Here is a 22,560-nt window from a genome sequence, read left to right as displayed (position 1 = left end):
CCCCCGGCCGCGACGGATCAGTCGATCCGGGCGCCGAGCCTTTGCATCAGCGGCAGGAAATCCGGGAAGGAGGTGGCGATGGGGCCGCCGTCATCCACGCTGATCGGCTGCTCGGAGGCGAGCCCCGCGACCAGGAAGGACATGGCGATGCGGTGGTCGAGATGCGTGGCGCAACGGGCGCCGCCTTTCAGCCCGCCCTTGCCGTGGACGGTCATGGTGTCGGGCGTATCCTCGACCTCGGCGCCATTGGCGCGCAGGCCGACCGCCATGGCGTCGATGCGGTCGCTTTCCTTGACGCGAAGCTCGTGGACGCCCTGCATCACGGTCTTGCCCTCGGCAAAGCAGGCAATGACCGAGAGGATCGGGAATTCGTCGATCATGCTGGCGGCACGCTCGGCCGGCACGGTCACGCCCTTCAGCGGGCCGTGGCGGACCACCAGGTCAGCGACTGGCTCGCCGCCCTCTTCGCGCGGGTTCTCGAAGCGGATGTCGGCGCCCATTTCCAGCAGCGTGACATAAAGCCCGTCGCGGGTCGGGTTGCGGCTGACGCCCGGCACGCGGATCTCGGATCCCGGCACGATCAGCGCCGCCGCCACCGGGAAGGCGGCACTGGAGGGATCGCGCGGCACCGCCACCGGCTGCGGCCTCAGTTCCGGCCGGCCCTGCAGGGTGATGACATGGCCCTCGTCGGTCGTCTCGGTGCGGATGCTGGCGCCGAAGCCGGCGAGCATGCGCTCGGTATGGTCGCGGGTCGGCTCGGATTCGATCACCACCGTCTCGCCCGGCGCGTTCAGGCCCGCGAGCAGCACCGCCGACTTGATCTGGGCGCTGGCGACCGGGGTCTTGTAGCGCACCGGCACCGGATCGGCCGCGCCCTTGATCGTCACGGGCAGCCGCTTGCCCTCGCGCGCCGTGACCTCGCAGCCGAACAGTTCCAGCGGGTCGGTAACGCGGCCCATCGGCCGGCGCGACAGGCTGGCATCGCCGGTGAAGGTGGCAGTGATCGGCGTCGTGGCCATGGCGCCCATGATCAGCCGCACGCCGGTGCCGGAATTGCCGCAGTCGATCACGCCCTCGGGCTCGGCAAAGCCGCCGACGCCGACGCCGTTGACCTTCCATTCGCCCTCGCCCAGGCGCTCGACCTGGGCGCCGAAGGCCTGCATCGCCGATGCCGTGTCCAGCACGTCCTGGCCCTCCAGCAGACCGGTGATATGCGTCTCGCCCACCGACAGCGCGCCGAGGATCAGGGCGCGGTGGCTGATCGACTTGTCGCCCGGCACCTTGGCCTCGCCCGACAGGGGACCCGAGCGGCGGGCGGTCATCGGAAGCGGTTCGGCGGAATGTGACATGAAGGCCCCCTCGTGCTTGTCGCGCAAGGTGATAGCGGTCACGGGCGGGGGTTGCAATCGGTGGCGATCAGCGCCGCTTCAGGATCGTCGCCGGAAGGTGACGTAATGCGGGGCCCGGCCCTCGCGCAGCGCCTTCTGCTCGTAGCGGGTGCCGGGCCAGTCGTGCCAAGGCTCCGGGCCTTCGCCGATCAGCTGGAACCCGGCCTGCGGCACCTCCTCCAGCGTCTGGCGGACGTAATCGGGGATGTCGGTGGCGACGCGGAATTCGGCGCCCGGCTTCATGACGCGGGCGAGCGGGATCAGATGCTCGGGCGTCACAAAGCGGCGGCGGTGATGGCGCGCCTTGGGCCAGGGGTCGGGATAGTTCAGGAAGGCGCGGCTGATCGAGGCATCCGGCAGCACGTCCATCAGGTCGCGCGCATCGCCGGGATGCACGCTGACATTCTGCACGCCGGCATTGCGGATCTTGCCCAGCAGCATGGCGACGCCGTTGATGAAGGGCTCGCAGCCGATGATGCCGATCTCGGGATAGCGCGCCGCCATGTGGACCATGTGTTCGCCGCCGCCGAAGCCGACCTCAAGCCAGACCGGCCGGTCGTCACCAAAGATCGCCGCCGGGTCGATGGGCTTCCTCTCGGGGTTCTCGGCGAAGGTAATGCCGCGCGGGCGCAGGCTGCCCAGATCCTCGGACAGGTAGCCCTTCTGGCTCTGGCGCAGGGTCTTGCCGTGACGGCGGCCGTAGAAATTGCGGCGCGGAGGGTTCGGGTCGAATTCGCTCATGGTCTTTCCTTGGCGGAGGGCTTTGCCCGGCCCATGCGGCAGGGTCAAGTCATTCCGCGGCGAGGCGCGAGATCACCACCGTCACCTCGGGCTTCTTGCCGATCTCCTCCATCGAGACCTGACGGGTGATCTTGCGGATCGCCTCCTCCAGCCGGTCGTCGTCCATCACCGTGCGGTCGTCGGCGCGTTCCAGGAACCCGGCCAGCTCGGCCTCGATATTGCGGGCCAGGGGCACGCCGGCACGGCCCTTCTCGGGCAGGCCCGAGAGTTCCACCCAGGCATCGGGCAGCGGCGTGTCGTCCTCGTCGATGATGACCGAGACCATGGCATGGCCGTTCAGCGCCATGCGGATGCGGTCGCGCACCACCCCGTCCATGGCGCCGATCAGCACCGTTCCGTCGAGATAAATCCGCCCGGTGTCGATCTGATCCACCACCCGCGGCGCCTCGCCCGACAGGTCCAGCATGGTGCCGTTGGTCGCCACCACCGAATGAATGCCGCGCGCCTCGGCCAGCTTGGCATGTTCGCGCAGATGCATGTGCTCGCCATGCATCGGGATGACGATCTGCGGCTTCAGCAGGTCATGCACCGCCTCGATATCCGGGCGGTTGGCATGGCCCGAGACGTGATAGAGCCCGTCATCGGCGTCATACAGGTCCACGCCCATTTCCGAGAGCGCGTTCATGATGCGGATCACCCCGCGCTCGTTGCCGGGGATGGTGCGCGAGCTGAAGAGGAAGCTGTCCCCCTCTTTCAGCTCGATGCCCAGGTAGCGGCCGCGCGACAGCTGGGCGCTGGCGGCACGGCGCTCGCCCTGGCTGCCGGTGACGATCAGCATCACCTTGTCGCGGGGCAGTTCGGAAGCCTCCTCGGGGCTGATGAACGAGGGGAAATTCGTCAGGATGCCGGTCTCGATGCCGACGGTCACCATGCGACGCATGGCCCGGCCCAGAAGGCAGATCTTGCGGCCGGCGGCGATGCCGGCCTCGGCGAGGGTCTTGAGCCGGGCGATGTTGCTGGCGAAGGTGGTCGCCACCACCATCTGCCGCTGCGCCATGACGAAATCCAGCAGCGGAGTGGCCAGCACCGCCTCGGACCGGCCGGGATGGGGCGAGAAGACATTGGTGGAATCGCAGGTCAGCACCTTGATCCCCTGCCCCTCGTTCGCGATGTCGTGCCACAGGATCGGGTCGAAAGCCTCGCCCACCACCGGGGTACCGTCCAGCTTGAAATCGCCGGTATGCACGATCCGGCCCGCCGGCGTGTCGATGATCAGCGCCGAGCTTTCCGGGATCGAATGGCTGACCGGGACGAATTGCACCCGGAACGGGCCGGCCGTCACCACGTCGGGGCGCGGGGCGTGGATATGCAGCTGATCGACCGGCTGGCCGGCTTCTTCCAGCTTCAGCCGCGCCAGCGCGCCGGTGAAGCGGCGGCAATGCACCGGCTTTTGCAGCCTGGGCCACAGCAGGCCGAGCGCGCCGACGTGATCCTCGTGCCCATGGGTGATGAAGATGGCGTCGATGCGGTCACGGTTCGCCTCCAGCCAGGCGACATCGGCCATGATCAGGTCGATACCCGGCGCAGAATCCATGTCGCCGAAGGTCACGCCCAGATCGACGACGATCAGCCGCTCGCGTCCCGGCTGGCCGTAGCCGTAGACATAGGCGTTCATGCCGATTTCGCCCGCGCCGCCCAGCGGCAGATAGATCAGGCGCTCAGCCATTGCCCATCTCCTTGTTGTAATCATGGATCAGGCGCAGGCCGTGCATGGTCAGATCGTCCTCGATCGCGTCGAACAAATCAAATCCCTGGTCGAACAGCGGCGCCAGACCGCCCGTAGCAATAACCTTCATCGGCCTGCCGCGTTCCTCGCGGATCTTGTCCACCACGCCCTGCACCAGGCCGATATAGCCCCAGAAGATGCCGGACTGGATGCAGGCCACCGTATTGGTGCCGATCACCTTGGCCGGCATGGTCACGTCGACATGCGGCAGGCTGGCCGCGCCCATGTGCAGCGCCTCCAGCGACAGGTTCACCCCCGGCGCGATGACCCCGCCGACATAGGCGCCGTCGGTGTCTACCACGTCGAAGGTGGTCGCGGTGCCGAAATCGACCACGATCAGGTCCGGCCCGTGCCGCTGGAACGCCCCCCAGGTGTTCACCAGCCGGTCGGGCCCGACCACGGTGCCGAAATCGACGCGCGGCGCGACCGGCAGCAGGCAGTCCGGCTTGCCCACCACCAGCGGGCGCGTGTCGAAATAGCGGTTGCAGAGCACGCGCAGGTTGAACACCACCCGCGGCGCGGTCGAACTGATGATGCAGGCATCGATGTTCAGTTCCAGCTTCTGCAGCGAGATCAGCGTCGACAGCCAGACGAAATATTCGTCCGCCGTGCGCCGGTGGTCGGTCGAGATGCGCCAGAGGCCGACGAATTTCTCGCCGTCCCAGACGGAAAAGACCGTGTTGGTGTTGCCGGTGTCGATGCAAAGCAGCATGGCGCTCAGCCTCCGAAAAAGACTTCGGCGGCGGGGATGACCTGCCGCCCGGCCGGGCCGCGCAGGATCAGCGCGCCGCTGTCGTCGATGCCCTCGAAGATGCCGTGGTTTTCGGTCGCGCCGGTGCGGGCAATGATCGGCTCGCCCAGCCGTGCGGCGCGGGCCAGCCAGGCGTTGCGGATCGGCGCGAAGCCATAGCTGTCGAGCTGCGCCTGCCAACGCGCGAAGGCCGGGGCCAGCAGGTCCAGGAAATCCTCGGGATCGACGGCATGGCCGGTCTCGCCTTGCACGGAAACCGGCGGGATCGCCCCCGGCTCGACCACGCTGGCATCCGGCGCGGCGGCCAGGTTCACGCCGATGCCCACCGCCACCGCCTGCACCCCCGGACCCGAGCCCGCGCTTTCCAGCAGGATGCCCGCCACCTTGCCGCCGTTCAGCAGCACGTCGTTGGGCCATTTGATCGCCAGCCGCGCGGCCGGCCCGCAGGCCAGGCCAAGCGCATCGTAAAGCGCCAGCGCCGCGACGAAGGACAGCTGCGCCGCCGCCAGCGTCCCGCCCTGCGGCCGCAGGACCAGCGTGCCGGCAAAGTTTCCAGCCGGCATGACCCATTCGCGCCCGCGACGGCCACGGCCCGCGAATTGCTCGCGGGCCATCACCCAGGCGGGAGCGGAAAGGCCGGGCGCCAGCTTCAGCGCCTCGGCATTGGTGCTGTCGGTGCGGGCCAGCACATGCCGGGCCACGCCCGCGGGCCAGGCGTCACTCACCTTGCGCGGGCTCGGCTTGCGCGGCGGGCTGCTCGACAGCGGCGCCCGGACCGACCAGGGTCTCGGCCGCGCGGCCGGCGGCGGCATCAACGCCGAACATGCTGATCGCCCCCACCAGCATGGCCAGCGCCGGCAGCATCAGCGCCAGGTATTGCACCGCGCCCATGCGCGAGGTCATGCCCTCGGATTCGCCGCCGAAATACATGTAATAGACGATGCGCAGGTAATAGAAGGCACCGATGACCGAGGCGATGACGCCCAGAACCGCCAGCCAGCCCATGCCGGCATCGACCGCCGCCGTCAGCACGCCGAACTTGGCAAAGAAGCCCAGGGTCGGCGGCACGCCCGCCAGGCTGAACATCAGCACCAGCATGGCCAGCGCCTTGACCGGATCGGTCCAGGCAAAGCGGTTCAGTGCGGCAAGGTCGGTGACCGGCACGCCGTCACGCTCCATCGACAGGATGAAGGCGAAGGTGCCGATGTTCATCACCGCATAGATGGTCATGTAAAGCAGCATGTTCTGCACGCCGATGGCGGTGCCGGCGGCAAGGCCGACCAGGGCAAAGCCCATATGCGCGATCGAGGAATAGGCCATCAGCCGCTTGATGTTGGTCTGGCCGATCCCGGCGATCGAGCCCAGGAACATCGACATCACCGCCAGCGCCGCGACGATCTGGCTCCAGTCGCCGATGACATGGCCGAAGGCGTCGAAGACCAGCCGCGCGATCAGCGCCATGGCCGCGACCTTGGGCGCGGTGGCGAAGAAGGCGGTCACCGGCGTCGGCGAGCCCTCATAGACGTCCGGCGTCCACATGTGGAAGGGCACGGCCGAGACCTTGAACGACAGGCCCACCAGCATGAACACCAGCCCGAACAGCACGCCCAGCGACAGGTGGCCGCCCTGGATGGTCGAGATGATGCCCTCGAACCCGGTGGTGCCGGCAAAGCCGTAGACCAGCGAGGCGCCATAGAGCAGCAGGCCCGAGCTGAGCGAACCGAGGACGAAATATTTCAGCCCCGCTTCGGAAGAGCGCACCGAGTCGCGGCGCATGGCGGCGACGACGTAAAGCGCCAGCGATTGCAGCTCCAGCCCCATATAGAGGGTCAAGAGGTCGCCGGCCGAGACCATGAACATCATGCCCAGCACCGCCAGCGCCACGATGATCGGGAACTCGAAGCGCAGCATGTTGCGGCGCTGCATGTAATCGGCGCTCATCGCCAGCACGCCGGCGGCGGCGACCAGCGTCACCACCTTGGCAAAGCGCGAGAAGCCGTCGTCGATGAACATGCCATGGAAGGCGGTGCCGTCGGCATGGTTGCCCAGGCCCACCATGGCCGCGACGACCAGGAAGGCCGCGACCGTGACCCAAAGCAGCGTCCGGGCCAGCCTGTCCTTGCCGAGATAGGCCCCCGCCATCAGGGCGGCAAGGGCGTAACCGGCCAGCACCACCTCGGGCAGAATGGTCGAGAAATCGAGCGAGGTCATATCCGTCCCCTAGTGGCTGGCTTGGGCCGTGGCGACGGGTGCCGCCGGCTGGCTCTGGTTGTAGTCTTGCACGAGTGCTGCGACCGCCGGGCCGGTCACGTCGGTGACGAGCCGCGGATAGACGCCCAGGATCAGCGTCATCGCGATCAGCGGAACGAATACCCAGCGCTCGCGCGGGGTCATGTCGGTGATCGACTTCAGGCTTTCCTTGATCAGCTGGCCCAGCGTCACCCGGCGATAAAGCCACAGCGCATAGGCCGCCGACAGGATCACCCCCGAGGTCGCGACCAGCGCCACCCAGGTATCGACGCGGAAGACCCCCATCAGCGTCAGGAACTCGCCCACGAAGCCCGAGGTGCCGGGCAGGCCCACATTCGCCATGGTGAAGAACATGAACACCGCCGCATAGGCCGGCATCCGGTTCACCAGCCCGCCATAGGCGTCGATTTCCCGCGTGTGCATGCGGTCGTAGATCACGCCGACGCACAGGAACAGCGCGCCCGAGATGAAGCCGTGCGACAGCATCTGGAAGATGGCGCCGTCGACGCCGATCTGGTTCGCGGCAAAGACGCCCATGGTCACGTAGCCCATATGGGCGACCGAGGAATAGGCGATGACCTTCTTCATGTCCGACTGCGCCAGCGCCACCAGCGAGGTGTAGACGATGGCGATGGCCGACAGCCAGAAGACATAGGGCTGGGCCACGCCGCTGGCGACCGGGAACATCGGCAGGCTGAAGCGCAGGAAGCCGTAGCCGCCCATCTTCAGCAGCACCGCCGCCAGCAGGACCGAGCCGGCGGTGGGCGCCTGGACGTGCGCGTCGGGCAGCCAGGTATGGACCGGCCACATCGGCATCTTCACGGCGAAGCTGGCGAAGAAGGCCAGGAACAGCAGCATCTGCATGCCGCCGACCACCGTCATGCCCAAGAGGCGGAAGTTGTCCGACGGGAAGTCGAAGGTCAGCAGCGTCGGGATGTCGGTGGTGCCAGCCATGCGATACATGGCGATCATCGCCACCAGCATCAGCACCGAGCCGAGGAAGGTGTAGAGGAAGAACTTGAAGGACGCATAGATGCGGTCCTTGCCGCCCCAGATGCCGATGATCAGGAACATCGGGATCAGCCCCGCCTCGAAGAACAGGTAGAACAGCACCAGGTCGAGCGCGGTGAAGACGCCGATCATCAGCCCTTCCAGCACCAGGAAGGCGATCATGTATTCCTTGACCTTGTCCTCGACCGCCCAGGTCGAAAGGATGGTCAGCGGCATCATGAAGGTGGTCAGCAGCACGAACAGCACCGAGATGCCGTCCACGCCCATCTTGTAGCGCAGCCCCATGATCCAGGCGTGATCCTCGACGAACTGGAAGCCCGTGTTCGCCGGGTCGAAGCGGAACAGCACGAAAAGCGAGATCACGAAGGTCGCCGTGGTGGTCAGCAGCGCCAGCCACTTGGCGTTACGCGCCGCGGCCTCGTCCTGGCCGCGCAGGAACAGCGCCATGATGATCGCGGCGACGATCGGCAGGAAGGTGATGATGGAAAGAAGGTTCGTCATGTCAGTGCGCGCCCCGCATCATCACCCAGATCAGCAAGCCCACGATGCCCAGAACCATCGCGAAGGCGTAGTGGAACAGATAGCCCGATTGCACCCGGACCGCTGCGCGGGTCAGCCGCGGGATCAACCCCATGGCCACCCCGTTGATGGTGCCGTCGATGACGGCGCCGTCCCCGCCCTTCCACAGCGCGCGGCCAAGCCATTTCGCCGGGCGGACGAAGATGAAGTCGTAGATCTCGTCGAAATACCATTTGTTGAGCAGGAACTGATACAGCGCCGGCTGCTGCGCCGCCAGCCGCTTGGGCAACGACGGATCGGCGATGTAGAAGAAGAAGGCGGTGATCAGCCCCAGCACCATCGCGATGAAGGGCGAGACCTTGACCCAGGCCGGCGCATGATGCGCCTCGTCCATGATGTGGTTGTCGGGATGCATGTAGATCGCACCGCCGACCGGGGCCGCGACCTCGGCATGGGCGGCCTCGTCAGTCGGCTCGCCCTCGGCGGTATCGGCGGCGACATGCTCCACCGCAGCCTCGGCGGTCGCGTGCTCCGCTTCCTCGCTCTCGGCGGCCTCATGCTGCGCGCCGGCGATGTGGAAATATTCCGTCACCTTGTGATGGTCGCCGAAGAAGGGACCATACCAGACCATGCCGGCAAAGACCGCGCCCACGGCCAGCACGCCCAGCGGGATGGTCATCACCGGCGGGCTTTCATGCGCATGGTCATGGGCGTGATGGTCGCCGCGCGGCTTGCCGTAGAAGGTCAGGAAGATCAGCCGCCAGGAATAGAAGCTGGTGAAGCAGGCAGCGATAACCAGCAGCCAGAAGGCATAGGTGCTGCCCGCATAGGCGCTTTCGATGATCGCGTCCTTGGACAGGAAGCCGGCGAAGCCCAGATGGGTCAGCGGGATGCCGACGCCGGTGATGGCGAAGGTGCCGATCATCATCGCCCAGAAGGTCAGCGGGATCTTCTTGCGCAGCCCGCCATAGTTCCGCATGTCCTGTTCATGGTGCATGGCATGGATCACCGAGCCGGCGCCCAAAAACAGCATGGCCTTGAAGAAGGCATGGGTCAGCAGGTGGAACATGGCCGCCGAATAGACGCCGACGCCCGCCGCCACGAACATGTAGCCCAGCTGCGAACAGGTCGAATAGGCGATGACGCGCTTGATGTCGTTCTGCACCAGACCGACGGTCGCGGCGAAGAATGCGGTGGTGGCGCCGATGATGACGATGAAGGTCTTGGCATCCGGCGCGAATTCGTAAAGCGGCGACATGCGGCAGACCAGGAACACGCCCGCGGTCACCATGGTCGCGGCGTGGATCAGCGCCGAGACCGGGGTCGGGCCTTCCATCGCGTCCGGCAGCCAGGTGTGCAGCAAGAGCTGCGCCGATTTGCCCATGGCGCCGACGAAAAGCAGGAAGCCCAGCAGGTTCGCGGCGTTCCAGTCGCGCCACAGGAAATGCATCTCGGTCTGCGCAAGCTCGGGCACCTGGCGGAAGATCTCGTCGAACTGGACCGAGCCGGTCAGCCAGTAAAGGCCGAAGATGCCCAGCAGGAAGCCGAAGTCGCCGACGCGGTTGACGATGAACGCCTTGATCGCCGCGGCATTGGCGCTGGCCTTCTTGTAGTAGAAGCCGATCAGCAGATAGGAGGCGACGCCCACGCCCTCCCAGCCGAAGAACATCTGCAACAGGTTGTCCGCCGTCACCAGCATCAGCATGGCGAAGGTGAAGAACGAGAGATAGGCGAAGAAGCGCGCCTTGTAATGCTCGTCATGCGTCCAGTTGTCGTCATGGGCCATGTAGCCCAGCGAATACATGTGCACGAGCGCCGAGACGGTGGTCACGACGATCAGCATGATCGCGGTCAGCCGGTCCAGCCGGATCGCCCATTCGGCATGGAAATCGCCGGTCACGACCCAGTCGAGCACCGGGATGTGCCGCGGCACGCCGTCGAAGGACAAAAACAGATACCAGCTGATCAGGCAGCTGAGGAACAGCACGCCCGTGGTCAGGTATTGCGCGGCCTTCTCGCCGATGGCACGCCAGCCCAGCCCGGCGATCAGCGACGCGATGAGCGGCGCGAAGAGGACGAATTTTTCCATGCTCGCTTATCCCTTCATCACGTTGACGTCTTCCACCGCGATGGTGCCGCGGTTGCGGAAGAAGACCACCAGGATCGCCAGGCCGATGGCGGCCTCGGCGGCGGCGACGGTCAGCACGAACATGGTGAAGACCTGCCCGGCCAGATCGCCCAGATGGGTCGAGAAGGCGACGAAGTTGATGTTCACCGCCAGGAGCATCAGCTCGATCGACATCAGGATGACGATGACGTTCTTTCGGTTCACGAAGATCCCGAAAATGCCGGTGACGAACAATATCGCCCCCACAACAAGATAATGAGTCAATCCGATCATCGTCCTGGTCCCTCCGGGTCGTTCACCCGTTGAAATATCCGTTTGCTACTGGGACCGCCGTGGCGATCCCGATGGCTGTCGCGGTCCAGCTTGCCGCGTTCAAAGCCCCTGCCCCGGCTTCACGTCCTTCAGCTCCATGGTCTTGGCCGGGTCGCGCCACATCTGCTCCAGCACGTTCTGGCGCTTGACGTCCTTGCGGTGGCGCATGGTCAGCACGATCGCCCCGATCATCGCCACCAACAGCACCAGCCCGGCCAGCTGGAACATCAGCACATAGCGGTCATACAGCACCATGCCCAGGCCGAAGGTGTTCTCGACCGCCGCATCCACCGGCGCGGCCCGCAGGCCTTCGGCCTGGTCCGAGGGCGTCCAGCCCGAGAAGGCGATGCCCAGCTGCGCCAGCAGCACGACGCCGATCACCAGCGCCAGCGGCAGGTAGCGCGCCAGCTCGCCCTTCAGCTCGGCGAAATCCACGTCCAGCATCATGACGACGAACAAAAACAGCACCGCCACCGCGCCGACATAGACCACGACCAGCAGCATGGCGACGAACTCCGCGCCCTGCAGCACGAACAGGCCCGCCGAGGCGAGGAAGGCCAGGATCAGCCACAGCACCGAATGCACCGGGTTGCGTCCGATCACGACCATGAAGCCCGCGACGCAGGCGCTGATCGCGAACAGGTAGAAAGCGAAGGTCATCATTCCTCGTCCTCCTCGGCATAGACGCTCTGGGCGATTTCCAGCGCCTTCTGCATCGCGGGCAGCCCGCCGAACATGCTCATCTGAAAGATCGTCTCGGCGATCTCGCGTTTGGTGGCGCCGGCCGCCAGCGCCTGACGCACGGTCATGCGCAGCTGCGGCTCGGCCAGCGCGCCCTGGACGGTGATCGCGCCGATGGTGAGAAGCAGACGCGTCTTGGCGTCCAGCCCCTCGCGGTTGAAGGTCTTGCCGAACCACATTTCCAGCATGTCGGCGGGAATCGTCGGCACCAGCTTTTCCATGGCGCGCATGTCGAAATGCTCGAGCGCCGGGTTGAAGGCGCGCGCCATCTCCTGACCGGATTGCAGCATCTGCTGGAACAGCTTCTGGAAGGCATCGGTCATGGACTTGTTCCCTCCGCTTCGAAAACCTCGATGGCGGCATTCAGCGCGTTGATCGCCGCCGGCATCCCGCCATAGAGATGCATCTGGAAGATCGCCTCGCAGATCTCGCGCGCGCTTGCGCCTGCGCGCAGGGCCGAGGCCACGTTCACCTTGAGCTGCGGCCGGGTCTGCCCGCCCATCGCCGCCAACGCGCCGACCGTGACCAGCAGACGGGTCTTCAGGTCCAGCCCCTCGCGGGCATAGACCTCGCCCATCCCGTGACCCACGGCCGTTTCGGCCACCGCATCGGGCAGCCAATGGCCATAGCGGTCGCGCAGGGCCGCCTCCATCCCCGGATTGAGATGCTCGGCCAGGGCGCGGCCGCGCGAATATGCGGCGACGGAGGTCATCGGTAGGGCGCATCCAGTTGCAGGTTGCGGGCGATCTCGGCCTCCCAGCGTTCGCCGTTCGCAAGCAGCTTCTGCTTGTCGTAGAACAGCTCCTCGCGGGTTTCGGTCGCGTATTCGAAATTCGGCCCCTCGACGATGGCATCGACCGGGCAGGCTTCCTGGCAGAAGCCGCAATAGATGCACTTGGTCATGTCGATGTCGTAGCGCGTGGTCCGGCGCGAGCCGTCCTCGCGCGGTTCGGCGTCGATGGTGATGGCCTGGGCCGGGCAGACCGCCTCGCAGAGCTTGCAGGCGATGCAGCGTTCCTCGCCGTTGGGATAGCGGCGCAGCGCATGCTCGCCGCGGAAGCGCGGCGACAGCGGGCCCTTTTCATGGGGATAGTTCAGCGTCGGTTTGGGCGAGACGAAATAGCGCATGCCCAGGCCGAAGCCCTTGATGAAGTCCCACATCAAGAAATACTTGGTCGCCCGCGCGAAATCGAAGGCCATCAGAAACGCTCCCCTTCCCGCGGCGCCGCGAAACGGTCGAACGCGGCGACATAGTCGCGGATGCGGGCGCTGTCCCGCGCCTGCTCCGCACTGTCCAGATTGTTGGCGAGGAAATGCGCCAGTTCCACCTTGTCGGTCTCACTGGCTTTGGCAAATGCCTCGGCTAGCTTGTTGGAATACATGGCTTAACCTCCGACCGCGAAACGGGCCCAGAACGCACCCAGCACTTCATAGCGCGCCAGGATCGCCACCAGCACCACCCAGCCCAGCGACAGGGGCAGGAACACCTTCCAGCCGATCCGCATCAGCTGGTCGTAGCGATAGCGGGGCACGATCGCCTTGACCATGGCGAACATGTAGAACCAGAACCACATCTTGATGACCATCCACCACCAGCCGTCGGCGATGAACGGCACCGGCGACAGCCAGCCGCCGAAAAACAGCAGCGACAAAAGCGCGCACATCAGATACATGGCGATATATTCGCCCGCCATGAACAGCAGATAGGGCGTGGACGAATATTCGGTCATGAAGCCCGCCACCAGTTCGGATTCGGCCTCGACCAGGTCGAAGGGCGGGCGGTTGCACTCGGCCAGGGCCGAGACGAAGAACAGCACCACCATCGGCAGGTGCGGCAGCCAGTACCAGTTGAGCAGGCCATAATCGCCGCGCTGCGCCTCGACGATGGCGGTCAGGTTCATCGATCCGGTCGAGATGATGACCCCGATGATGATCAAGCCCAGCGACACCTCGTAGGAGATCATCTGCGCCGCCGAGCGCAGCGAGGCGAGGAAGGGATATTTCGAGTTCGAGGCCCAGCCGCCCATGATGACGCCGTAGACTTCCAGCGAGGAGGCGGCAAAGATGAACAGGATGCCCACGTTGATGTTCGCCATCACCCAGCCCTCGTCGAAGGGGATGACCACGAAGGCGAAAAGCGCCAGCATCATCGACAGGAAGGGCGCCAGGAAATAGACGAACTTGTCGGCGCCGGCCGGGACGACGATTTCCTTGACGATGTATTTCAGCGCGTCGGCAAAGGTCTGCAACAGGCCCCAGGGACCGACCACGTTCGGGCCGCGGCGCATCTGCACCGCCGCCCAGATCTTGCGGTCGCCATAGACCATGAAGATCAGCGAGCCCATGACGAAGGCGATGACCGCCAGACCCTGCAAGAGCAGGCTGAGTGCGAAACCGTAGGGCGAGGCCCAGAATTCAGCCATGATCTTTCGTCCCTCTCATCACGCCGCGGGAATGCCGCGTGCCTTGCATTCCTGCAAGGTCTGTTTCGTTGTCATCACCGTCAGGCCCATCGGTTTTCTTTCGGAAAGCGTGAAGACCGAGCCGACGACCATCTTGCCGCCCCGCTTGTCGCGAAGCGTGCGGATGTGGCGGGCATAGGGCGCCCCTTTCGCATCGGCCCAGCTGGCCAGCGCGCATGTGGCATAGGCGAAGGCGGTGTCGGCGTCCACCCCGCTACGCAGGTTTGCCGTCACTTCCACCAGGCTGTCCGTCCCCTTGCGCGAACCGGCCAGCGAGACGATCTGCGCCCCCTGGAAATCCTGGGGATCGGCCTGGAAACTGGCCGGCAGGTTCAGCCGCAGCGGCCGGGTGCGCGCCGCGAATGCCGCCAGCGCCTTTTCCTGCGCCGTGGGCTCGCGCTTGCGCAGCGGGCCCATGTCCGGCAGGCCCGACAGGTCCAGGTCCAGATTCGCGTTCAGCGCCATCAGGTCGGCCTCGGTCACGGCAAAGGCGTCGCGGCCCTCAGGGCTGTCCAGCGCCATTCCGCTGACCGAGCCGTCGGGTTCGAGAATCAGGATCTCGCCCGACTTGGTCGAGATCCGGCCCTTGGTCAGCACCTTCTTGTCCGGCGCGCCCGCGTCGCTTTGCAGCACTGCCACGCCCAGCTGGGCCGGCTTGGGCTGGGGACGCGCATCCCTGGTCGCACCGCAGCCGGACAGCAGCGCCAGGGCGCCGATCCCGGTCAGCAGGGCAAGGCGGACCCGCATGACGCTCACTCCGCCGCCAGCGCCGGGGCCTTGCGGGCCGCGGCCATCGCCGAAAGCTCGCCCATCAGCGGCGAGGAGCGCGCGATGGGGTTGGTCAGGTAGAAATCCTTGATCGCATAGCGGAAGCTCGCCTGCCCCAGGTCGAAGCGGTCGAGCGGCTGCCAGTCGTTCTGCGGCACCTGGTCGATCTGCGCCAGATGCGGCACCGCCTCGACCAGCTTGCGGCGCAGCCCGGCCAGGCTGTCCCAGGGCTGGGTCTTGCCCAGCTCGGCCGAAAGCGCGCGCAGGATCGCCCAGTTTTCCTTGCCCTCGCCCGGCGCGAAATTGGCGCGCATGGCCAGCTGCGGCCGGCCCTCGGTGTTCACGAACAGCCCGCTTTCCTCGGTATAGCAGGCGCCGGGCAGGATGATGTCGGCGCGATGCGCGCCGCGGTCGCCATGGCTGCCCTGATAGATCACCAGCGGCCCGGCGGCGATGTCCACCTCGTCCGCGCCGAGATTGTAGATCACCTCGGCCCCCTCGATGGCGGCCAAGAGCCCGCCTTCGGTCACGGCGCCCACGTCCATGGCGCCGACGCGACCGGCGGCGCTGTGCAGCACCAGAAGCTTGCTGTCGCCGCGCTCGCAGATGCGCATGGCATGGGCCAGCACCGCCTCGCCATCCGCCTCGCGCAGGGCGCCCTGGCCGACGATGACGATGCCGGGGGTGCCGTCCTTGTTCGACAGATCCTCGTCCGCCAGCCGGGCCAGCGCGGCGCGGTCATTGCCGAAATGCTGGTAGTCATAGGTCAGGTCCACCGGCTCGCCGATCAGCGCCACCTGCGCGCCATGCGCCCAGGCCTTGCGGATGCGGGCGTTCAGCACCGGCGCCTCGTCGCGCGGGTTGGTGCCGATCAGCAGGATGCGCTTCGCGGTGTCGATATCCTCGATCCGCGCCGTGCCGACATAGGCCGAGCGGTTGCCGATGGGCAGCCGGGCGCCGTCGGTACGGCATTCGACGCGGCCCCCCAGCCCCTCGATCAGTTGCTTGAGGCTGAAGGCGGCCTCGGCCGGGACCAGGTCGCCGACCAGCCCCGCGACTTTCCTGCCCTTCATCGCCTGGGCGGCGGCTTCCAGCGCCTCGGGCCAGCTGGCCGGGCGCAGCTTGCCGTTTTCGCGGATATAGGGCCGGTCGAGGCGCTGGCGGCGCAGCCCGTCCCAGACGAAGCGGGTCTTGTCGCTGATCCATTCCTCGTTCACGCCGTCATGGTTGCGCGGCAGGATGCGCATGACCTCGCGGCCCTTGGTGTCGACGCGGATGCTGGACCCCAGCGCATCCATCACGTCGATGGATTCGGTCTTGGTCAGCTCCCACGGCCGGGCGGTGAAGGCATAGGGCTTGGAGACCAGCGCGCCGACCGGGCACAGGTCGATGATATTGCCCTGCATGTTCGATTCCAGCGTCTGGTTCAGATAGCTGGTGATCTCGCTGTCCTCGCCACGGCCGGTCTGGCCCATCTGGGTGATGCCTGCCACTTCGGTGGTGAAGCGCACGCAGCGGGTGCAGGAGATGCAGCGGGTCATATGCGTCTCGACCAGCGGGCCGAGGTTCAGATCCTCACTGGCGCGCTTCGGCTCGCGATAGCGGCTGAAATCGACGCCGTAAGCCATGGCCTGGTCCTGCAGGTCGCATTCGCCACCCTGGTCGCAGATCGGGCAGTCCAGGGGATGGTTGATCAGCAGGAACTCCATCACCCCCTCGCGGGCCTTCTTGACCATGGGGCTGTTGGTGCGGATCTCCGAGGGCGCGCCATCCGGGCCGGGGCGCAAGTCCTTGACCTGCATGGCGCAGGAGGCGGCGGGCTTGGGCGGGCCGCCCACCACCTCGACCAGGCACATGCGGCAGTTGCCGGCGATCGACAACCGCTCGTGATAGCAGAAACGCGGCACCTCGATCCCGGCCAGTTCGCAGGCCTGGATCAGGGTCATGTTGGGATCGACCTCGATAACCACGTCGTCGATCTTGATCTTGCGAAGATCCGCCATCTTGTCTTCCCTTATCCCTCGCGCCCGGAAACCGCGCCGGAACGATCTCCGGCAGGTTTTGCGCGATGTAAATGCTGGCCGAAGGCTGGCCCGGTTTGCTGTGGCCCTGTCGATCCCATCCGTCCCGGCGTCATGGCTGCGCCTCCTGCACGGGAACGGTCGCGCGGGCGCCATCCTGTCCCGGCCGCAGCGCCGGCTCGGCGGCAAAGCCGTCCGCGGCGATCATCGCCGCCGCTGCCGCCGCCATCAGGGCGATGCCGATCCGGTTCATCCAAGTCTTCATCTCGCCACCAACAGGCTGCCTATGACGGTATTTCGCGCGATCTCCCGCCGGCCGATGCGGCAAAAGCTCTCGGGGTCTTCGGCCCTGGCGCCCTGGCGGGCCAGATAATCCTCGGCCACGGCATAGATGCGCGCCTTGTCCGCCTTGCTGTCCAGGAAGGCGTCGATCTCGGTTCGCGAATAGCCCTTGTCCTCGGCATAGCGCTTGAGCTTGCGCGCCTCGCCATAGGCATAGAGGATGCGGCCGTCGATGCTGGGACAGGTGCGACGGATGCGGTCGGCGATGCGCGCGGCGATCAGCCGGTCGTTGATGTATTTCTCTTGGGCCAGCGGCTCCAGCGCGGCGGCGGGTGCAGCCAGCGTCGCGGCGATCAGCGCGGCGGGGATCAGCTTCATGGCAATAGCCTCCTTGTCATGGCCTCCTGCCATAACATGCGGCCGCCCCGAAGGTTCGGCACCAAGCCGTGAGGGCGCCGTGATCCGGCCCGGCCGGCGCGCGCGCAGGCGCCGGCGCTCCCCCTGGGGGAGGCGCCTTGCCGGGAAAAGGGGGCCGGTCGCCGTCATCGCCTACTCCGCCGCCATCGCGCCCATGCGGCCCGTGCGCTTGGCCTTGATCCGGTCCTCGATCTCTTCGCGGAAATTGCGGATCAGGCCCTGGATCGGCCAGGCCGCCGCATCGCCGAGCGCGCAGATGGTGTGGCCCTCGACCTGCTTGGAGACGTCGAAAAGCATGTCGATCTCTTCGATCTCGGCGTCGCCGCGCACCAGGCGCTCCATCACCCGCATCATCCAGCCGGTGCCTTCGCGGCAGGGGGTGCATTGGCCGCAGCTTTCATGCTTGAAGAATTTCGACAGCCGCCAGATCGCCTTCACCACGTCGGTGGACTGGTCCATGACGATCATGCAGGCGGTGCCGAAGCTGGATTTCAGCTCGCGCATGCCGTCGTAATCCATGATCGCGTTTTCGCATTGCTCGGCGGTCAGCACCGGGCAGGAGGCGCCGCCGGGGATCACCGCCTTGAGGTTCTTCCAGCCGCCGCGGATGCCGCCGCCATGCTTTTCGATCAGCTCGCGCATGGGGATCGACATGGCCTCCTCGACCACGCAGGGGGTGTTGACATGGCCGGTCAGGCCGAAAAGCTTCACGCCCGCGTTGTTCGGGCGGCCGAAGCTTGCGAACCATTCCGGGCCGCGGCGCAGGATGGTCGGCACGACGGCGATGGATTCGACGTTGTTCACCGTGGTCGGGCAGCCATAGAGACCCGCGCCGGCCGGGAAGGGCGGCTTCATGCGCGGCATGCCCTTCTTGCCCTCAAGCGATTCCAGCAGCGCGGTTTCCTCGCCGCAGATATAGGCGCCGGCGCCGTGGTGCAGGTAAAGATCGAAATCCCAGCCCGACCCGGCGGCGTTGCGGCCCAGCAGGCCCGCGTCGTAGCATTCGTCGATGGCGGCCTGCAGCGCCTCGCGCTCGCGGATGAACTCGCCGCGGATATAGATATAGGCGGCATGCGCGCCCATGGCGAAGCTGGCGATCAGCGCGCCCTCGATCAGCGTATGCGGATCGTGGCGCATGATCTCGCGGTCCTTGCAGGTCGCGGGCTCGGATTCGTCGGCGTTGATGACCAGGTAGGAGGGGCGGCCGTCGGATTCCTTGGGCATGAAGGACCATTTCATGCCGGTCGGGAAGCCTGCGCCGCCGCGGCCGCGCAGGCCCGAGGCCTTCATCTCCTCGACGATCTTGTCGCGGCCGCGCTGGATGATCGCGGCGGTGCCGTCCCAATGGCCGCGCTTTTTCGCGCCGGCCAGGCTGCGGTCGCCCATGCCGTAAAGGTTCGTAAAGATCCGGTCCTGATCGTTCAGCATCGTCTTATCCTTGTCCCTGCGAGGACGCCTTGCGCCGCCGCCAGATCCGAAAGGTCACCAAAAGCGACCAGATCAAGGCCCCAATCGCCGCAAGATCGGCGAGAAAGGCGTATTTCGCGGGCCAGCCCTGCTGGCCCCCCAGCCATTGCACCCCCAGCCACAGCGCCATGGTCGCGGCGATCACCACCGCCACCAGCCGCATCTGCCGGGCATCCGCCGCGGCGGCCCTGTCCGCCTGCGACGCCGCATGTCCTGCCGGGCGGGCCATCAGCCGACCTCGCCCCTGTCGACGCGGCGGGAATGGCCGGTCTCGCCCCCCGCCGCCAGCAATTTCGCCTGGCCGACCCAGTCATCGGCCTCGATCCGCCCGCCCATCCGGCCCAGCCGCTGCGCGAAATCGGCGACGGTGGCGGCGTCCCAGGCGGCGATCTGGTCATAGCGCGTCACGCCCTGCGCGTTCAGCCAGTCCGAGATCTTCGGGCCGATACCCTTGATCCGCTTCAGGTCGTCGGCACCCGGCATGGGTCTGACGGCGGCAGCGGGCCGCGGCCCCGGCGACGGCATCGCCCCGGCGACGATGGGCATCTGCGTGCCCGAGGTGAAGGGTTCGGGCCCCAACGAGCCGCTGACCAGCAGCGTCTCGGGCTGGCGGTCCACCGCGGCGCGCTGCCAGTCGGTGCCGGTCAGCCCTGCCCCGTCCCCGAACAGCTCGGGCCGCTCGTGGCAGACCAGCCAGACCATCAGCGCCCCGAACAGCACGAAAGTCACGACGCCCAGGAACAGCCCGGCCAGCCAGTGCAGCTCGCCGATGCCGGCGGTGAACAGCAGCACCACCACCCCGGCGATCGCCGCCGAGATCCAGCAGTTCCTGGTGCATTCTGCCCGTTCCATCGCGTCCTGCCCGCTCCCCTTCGATCAGGCGCCGTTCTGCGCCGCAAGCCAAGGCGTCGTGATCGGCACCTCGGTCCCGTCGATGCGCTTGATCGTGTCGCCCAGCTGCACCGCCCGCGCCACGCTGGCGTTATAGGTCTCGCCGCCCTTCAGCGCAGCCAGCGCCACCGGACCGCCCAGCGGCTCGGCCGAGAAGCGGCCGTTCTGCGGGCCCGGCACCGGCGCCTCGCCCGCTGCGAAGCGGTCGATCAGCGCCGACAGTTTCTCGGCCGTCAGATCCTCGTAGAAATCCTTGCCGATCTGGGCCATGGGCGCGTTGGTGCAGGCGCCCAGGCATTCGACCTCTTCCCAGGAAAACCGGCCGTCCGCCGACAGCGCATGCGGCTCGGGGGCGATCTTTTCCTTGCAGACCCGGATCAGATCCTCGGCGCCGCAGATCATGCAGGTGGTGGTGCCGCAGATCTGGATATGCGCGACCGAACCCACCGGCTGGAGCTGGAACATGAAATAGAAGGTCGCGACCTCCAGCGCCCGGATATAGGGCATCCCGAGCAGGTCGGCGCAATATTCGATGGCCGGGCGGCTCAGCCAGCCTTCCTGTTCCTGGGCGCGCCACAGGACCGGGATGATCGCCGATTGCTGGCGGCCTTCCGGGTATTTGGTCATCTGGGCGCGGGCCCATTCCAGGTTGGCGGGCGTGAACTCGAAGGAGTCCGGCTGGATGGGGGACAGACGGCGCAGCATCAGCGGTCAACCTCTCCGAAAACGATGTCGAGCGTGGCGATGATCGCCGGAACGTCGGCCAGCATGTGACCGCGCGACATCCAGTCGATCGACTGGAGATGCGCAAAACCGGGCGCGCGCAGCTTGGCGCGCCAGGGCTTGTTGGTGCCGTCGGCGACCAGGTAGACGCCGAACTCGCCCTTGGGCGCCTCGACGGCGGCATAGACCTCGCCGGCCGGAACCCGGAAGCCCTCGGTGTAAAGCTTGAAGTGATGGATCAGGCTTTCCATGTCGCGCTTCATTTCGGCGCGCTTGGGGGGCGTCAGCTTGCCGCGGGCCAGCACGTCGCCCGCGGGCTCGGCGCGCAGCTTGCGGACCGCCTGCTGCATGATCTTGCAGGATTCGCGCATCTCGGCCATGCGGCACAGATAGCGGTCGTAGCAGTCGCCGTTCTTGCCGACCGGGATCTGGAAGTCGAATTCGTCATAGCATTCATAGGGCTGCGCGCGGCGCAGATCCCAGGCCAGGCCCGAGCCGCGCACCATGACCCCGGTATAGCCCCAGTCCAGCGCATCGTCCTCGGTCACGATGCCGATATCCACCAGGCGCTGCTTGAAGATGCGGTTTTCCGTCAGCAGCGTGTCGAGGTCGTCGACCAGCTTCGGGAAACGCTCGCACCATTCCTCGATGTCGTCCAGCAGGTCGGGCGGCAGATCCTGATGCACCCCGCCGGGGCGGAAATAGGCGGCATGCAGCCGCGCCCCGCAGGCGCGCTCGTAAAAGATCATCAGCTCCTCGCGCGCCTCGAAACCCCAGAGCGGCGGGGTCAGCGCGCCGACGTCCATGGCGCCGGTGGTGATGCCCATCAGGTGGTTCAGGATGCGGCCGATTTCCGAGTAAAGCACCCGGATCAGGCTGGCGCGGCGCGGGATCGTGGTGCCGGTCAGCCGTTCGATCGCCAGGCACCAGGCATGTTCCTGGTTCATCGGCGCCACATAGTCCAGCCGGTCCAGATAGGGCAGGTTCTGCAGATAGGTGCGGCTCTCCATCAGCTTCTCGGTGCCGCGGTGCAGCAGGCCGATATGCGGGTCGGCGCGTTCGACGATCTCGCCGTCCAGCTCCAGCACCATGCGCAGCACGCCGTGGGCGGCCGGGTGCTGGGGACCGAAGTTGATGTTGAAGTTGCGGATGCTCTGCTCGCCGGTCAGGGCGTCCATCGAGCCGTCGTCATAGCTGTTCTTGCGGATGTCGCCGTCCATGGTCAGCCCTCAAATCCGATGCGTGGCGCGCAGGCAGGCTGCGCGGCTGCGGTCACTTCTTCGCCTCCGGCGCCTTCTCGTCGCCCGGAAGCACGTATTTCGCGCCCTCCCAGGGGGACAGGAAGTCGAACTGGCGGTATTCCTGAACCAGGTTCACCGGCTCGTAGACCACCCGCTTCTCGATGTCGCTCCAGCGCACCTCGGTATAGCCGGTGGTGGGAAAGTCCTTGCGCAGCGGATGGCCGCGGAAGCCGTAATCGGTCAGGATGCGGCGCAGGTCGGCATGGCCCGAAAACAGGATGCCGAACAGGTCGAAGACCTCGCGCTCATACCAGCCGGCGCCGGGGAAGACGCCGGTCAGGCTGGGCACCAGCTCGTCCTCGCGCACCTGGACCTTCACCCGGATGCGCTGGTTCTGATACATTGACAGCAGGTGATAGACCACGTCGAAGCGCGCCGGCCGTGCCGGGTTGTCCACAGCGGTGATGTCGATCAGCGTGGAAAAACGGCAGTTCGGATCGTTGCGCAGGAACTCGATCAGGCCGATCACGCCCGAGAGCGTCGCGTTCACCGTCAGCTCGCCGAAGGCGACCTGGGTCGAGATCACGTCGTTTCCGCGGCGCAGCGCGATATGCTCGGCCAGTTCCAGCAGGGCGGCGTCAGAGAGGGCTTCGGACATGGC

24 protein-coding genes and 1 pseudogene are annotated in these 22,560 nt (G+C 66.5%); all 25 read right to left on the bottom strand.

Translation table 11 applies throughout. The annotated features are described in order from the left end of the window. Window positions 1-17: 17 nt before the first annotated feature. Window positions 18-1,349: a 3-phosphoshikimate 1-carboxyvinyltransferase gene (gene aroA, locus ESD82_RS12950; protein WP_147428177.1), complete on the bottom strand. Its 1,332-nt coding sequence runs from the start codon at window positions 1,347-1,349 to the stop codon at window positions 18-20. Window positions 1,350-1,427: 78 nt separating this feature from the next. After that, entirely contained in the window at window positions 1,428-2,129 is a 702-nt protein-coding gene (gene trmB, locus ESD82_RS12945; protein ID WP_024843150.1) for a tRNA (guanosine(46)-N7)-methyltransferase TrmB, read from the bottom strand. 49 nt (window positions 2,130-2,178) lie between these two features. Continuing rightward, complete coding sequence (locus ESD82_RS12940) at window positions 2,179-3,855, bottom strand: ribonuclease J (RefSeq protein ID WP_024843151.1); 1,677 nt, start codon at window positions 3,853-3,855, stop codon at window positions 2,179-2,181. Beyond that, window positions 3,848-4,627, bottom strand: coding sequence for a type III pantothenate kinase (locus ESD82_RS12935; protein WP_024843152.1), 780 nt, complete (start codon window positions 4,625-4,627; stop codon window positions 3,848-3,850). Before ESD82_RS12935 ends, ESD82_RS12940 begins: the two co-directional genes overlap by 8 nt. 5 nt (window positions 4,628-4,632) lie before the next feature. Next, window positions 4,633-5,391 (bottom strand): biotin--[acetyl-CoA-carboxylase] ligase, encoded by a 759-nt coding sequence (locus ESD82_RS12930; protein ID WP_024843153.1) that lies wholly within the window; start codon window positions 5,389-5,391, stop codon window positions 4,633-4,635. Continuing rightward, window positions 5,384-6,877: an NADH-quinone oxidoreductase subunit NuoN gene (gene nuoN / locus ESD82_RS12925; RefSeq protein ID WP_024843154.1), complete on the bottom strand. Its 1,494-nt coding sequence runs from the start codon at window positions 6,875-6,877 to the stop codon at window positions 5,384-5,386. The genes ESD82_RS12930 and nuoN overlap by 8 nt, the downstream gene beginning before the upstream one ends. 9 nt (window positions 6,878-6,886) lie before the next feature. Further along, window positions 6,887-8,428: an NADH-quinone oxidoreductase subunit M gene (locus ESD82_RS12920; RefSeq protein ID WP_024843155.1), complete on the bottom strand. Its 1,542-nt coding sequence runs from the start codon at window positions 8,426-8,428 to the stop codon at window positions 6,887-6,889. A gap of 1 nt (window position 8,429) precedes the next feature. Then, window positions 8,430-10,535 carry an NADH-quinone oxidoreductase subunit L gene (nuoL, locus tag ESD82_RS12915; RefSeq protein ID WP_024843156.1) on the bottom strand — a complete coding sequence of 702 codons (2,106 nt, stop codon included), beginning with the start codon at window positions 10,533-10,535 and terminating at the stop codon, window positions 8,430-8,432. Window positions 10,536-10,541: 6 nt separating this feature from the next. Beyond that, the gene (gene nuoK / locus ESD82_RS12910) at window positions 10,542-10,847 is read right to left on the bottom strand and encodes an NADH-quinone oxidoreductase subunit NuoK (RefSeq protein ID WP_010392916.1); all 306 of its coding nucleotides are present in this window, start codon (window positions 10,845-10,847) and stop codon (window positions 10,542-10,544) included. Between the two features lie 99 nt (window positions 10,848-10,946). After that, entirely contained in the window at window positions 10,947-11,549 is a 603-nt protein-coding gene (locus ESD82_RS12905; RefSeq protein WP_024843157.1) for an NADH-quinone oxidoreductase subunit J, read from the bottom strand. Beyond that, the gene (locus tag ESD82_RS12900) at window positions 11,546-11,950 is read right to left on the bottom strand and encodes a carboxymuconolactone decarboxylase family protein (protein WP_011748522.1); all 405 of its coding nucleotides are present in this window, start codon (window positions 11,948-11,950) and stop codon (window positions 11,546-11,548) included. The genes ESD82_RS12905 and ESD82_RS12900 overlap by 4 nt, the downstream gene beginning before the upstream one ends. Next, window positions 11,947-12,339, bottom strand: coding sequence for a carboxymuconolactone decarboxylase family protein (locus ESD82_RS12895; protein ID WP_024843158.1), 393 nt, complete (start codon window positions 12,337-12,339; stop codon window positions 11,947-11,949). The genes ESD82_RS12900 and ESD82_RS12895 overlap by 4 nt, the downstream gene beginning before the upstream one ends. After that, window positions 12,336-12,827: an NADH-quinone oxidoreductase subunit NuoI gene (nuoI, locus tag ESD82_RS12890; protein WP_011748524.1), complete on the bottom strand. Its 492-nt coding sequence runs from the start codon at window positions 12,825-12,827 to the stop codon at window positions 12,336-12,338. Before nuoI ends, ESD82_RS12895 begins: the two co-directional genes overlap by 4 nt. Continuing rightward, window positions 12,827-13,009: a hypothetical protein gene (locus ESD82_RS12885; protein WP_024843159.1), complete on the bottom strand. Its 183-nt coding sequence runs from the start codon at window positions 13,007-13,009 to the stop codon at window positions 12,827-12,829. The genes nuoI and ESD82_RS12885 overlap by 1 nt, the downstream gene beginning before the upstream one ends. Window positions 13,010-13,012: 3 nt before the next feature. Then, window positions 13,013-14,050, bottom strand: a complete 1,038-nt coding sequence (nuoH, locus tag ESD82_RS12880) for an NADH-quinone oxidoreductase subunit NuoH (protein ID WP_024843160.1) — start codon at window positions 14,048-14,050, stop codon at window positions 13,013-13,015. A gap of 18 nt (window positions 14,051-14,068) precedes the next feature. Continuing rightward, window positions 14,069-14,836, bottom strand: a complete 768-nt coding sequence (locus ESD82_RS12875) for a hypothetical protein (protein ID WP_147428178.1) — start codon at window positions 14,834-14,836, stop codon at window positions 14,069-14,071. A 5-nt stretch (window positions 14,837-14,841) separates the two neighbouring features. Next, window positions 14,842-16,860, bottom strand: coding sequence for an NADH-quinone oxidoreductase subunit NuoG (gene nuoG / locus ESD82_RS12870; RefSeq protein ID WP_147428179.1), 2,019 nt, complete (start codon window positions 16,858-16,860; stop codon window positions 14,842-14,844). Window positions 16,861-16,990: 130 nt separating this feature from the next. After that, a complete protein-coding gene (locus tag ESD82_RS21815) occupies window positions 16,991-17,131 on the bottom strand; it encodes a hypothetical protein (protein WP_155984335.1) in 141 nt (46 codons plus the stop codon). Window positions 17,132-17,139: 8 nt separating this feature from the next. Next, window positions 17,140-17,538: a DUF5333 domain-containing protein gene (locus ESD82_RS12865; RefSeq protein ID WP_147428180.1), complete on the bottom strand. Its 399-nt coding sequence runs from the start codon at window positions 17,536-17,538 to the stop codon at window positions 17,140-17,142. 171 nt (window positions 17,539-17,709) lie between these two features. Then, window positions 17,710-19,005: an NADH-quinone oxidoreductase subunit NuoF gene (nuoF, locus tag ESD82_RS12860; protein WP_024843164.1), complete on the bottom strand. Its 1,296-nt coding sequence runs from the start codon at window positions 19,003-19,005 to the stop codon at window positions 17,710-17,712. 4 nt (window positions 19,006-19,009) lie between these two features. Next, entirely contained in the window at window positions 19,010-19,273 is a 264-nt protein-coding gene (locus tag ESD82_RS12855; RefSeq protein ID WP_024843165.1) for a DUF5337 domain-containing protein, read from the bottom strand. Beyond that, window positions 19,273-19,896, bottom strand: coding sequence for a hypothetical protein (locus ESD82_RS12850; protein WP_114669314.1), 624 nt, complete (start codon window positions 19,894-19,896; stop codon window positions 19,273-19,275). The genes ESD82_RS12855 and ESD82_RS12850 overlap by 1 nt, the downstream gene beginning before the upstream one ends. 45 nt (window positions 19,897-19,941) lie before the next feature. Beyond that, a pseudogene (gene nuoE / locus ESD82_RS12845) lies at window positions 19,942-20,640 on the bottom strand (NADH-quinone oxidoreductase subunit NuoE); the annotation flags it as partial. Further along, window positions 20,640-21,878 carry an NADH-quinone oxidoreductase subunit D gene (locus ESD82_RS12840; protein WP_024843168.1) on the bottom strand — a complete coding sequence of 413 codons (1,239 nt, stop codon included), beginning with the start codon at window positions 21,876-21,878 and terminating at the stop codon, window positions 20,640-20,642. The gene ESD82_RS12840 and the pseudogene nuoE, both read right to left, overlap by 1 nt. 52 nt (window positions 21,879-21,930) lie before the next feature. Continuing rightward, window positions 21,931-22,557: an NADH-quinone oxidoreductase subunit C gene (locus tag ESD82_RS12835; protein ID WP_024843169.1), complete on the bottom strand. Its 627-nt coding sequence runs from the start codon at window positions 22,555-22,557 to the stop codon at window positions 21,931-21,933. Between the last annotated feature and the right edge of the window lie 3 nt (window positions 22,558-22,560).

The sequence above is a fragment of the Paracoccus pantotrophus genome, from assembly GCF_008824185.1.
In the GTDB taxonomy this organism is placed as follows: Bacteria; Pseudomonadota; Alphaproteobacteria; order Rhodobacterales; family Rhodobacteraceae; genus Paracoccus; species Paracoccus pantotrophus.
The sequence above is the reverse complement of the archived record's forward strand: the minus strand, read 5'-3'. Positions and strand labels throughout refer to the sequence as shown.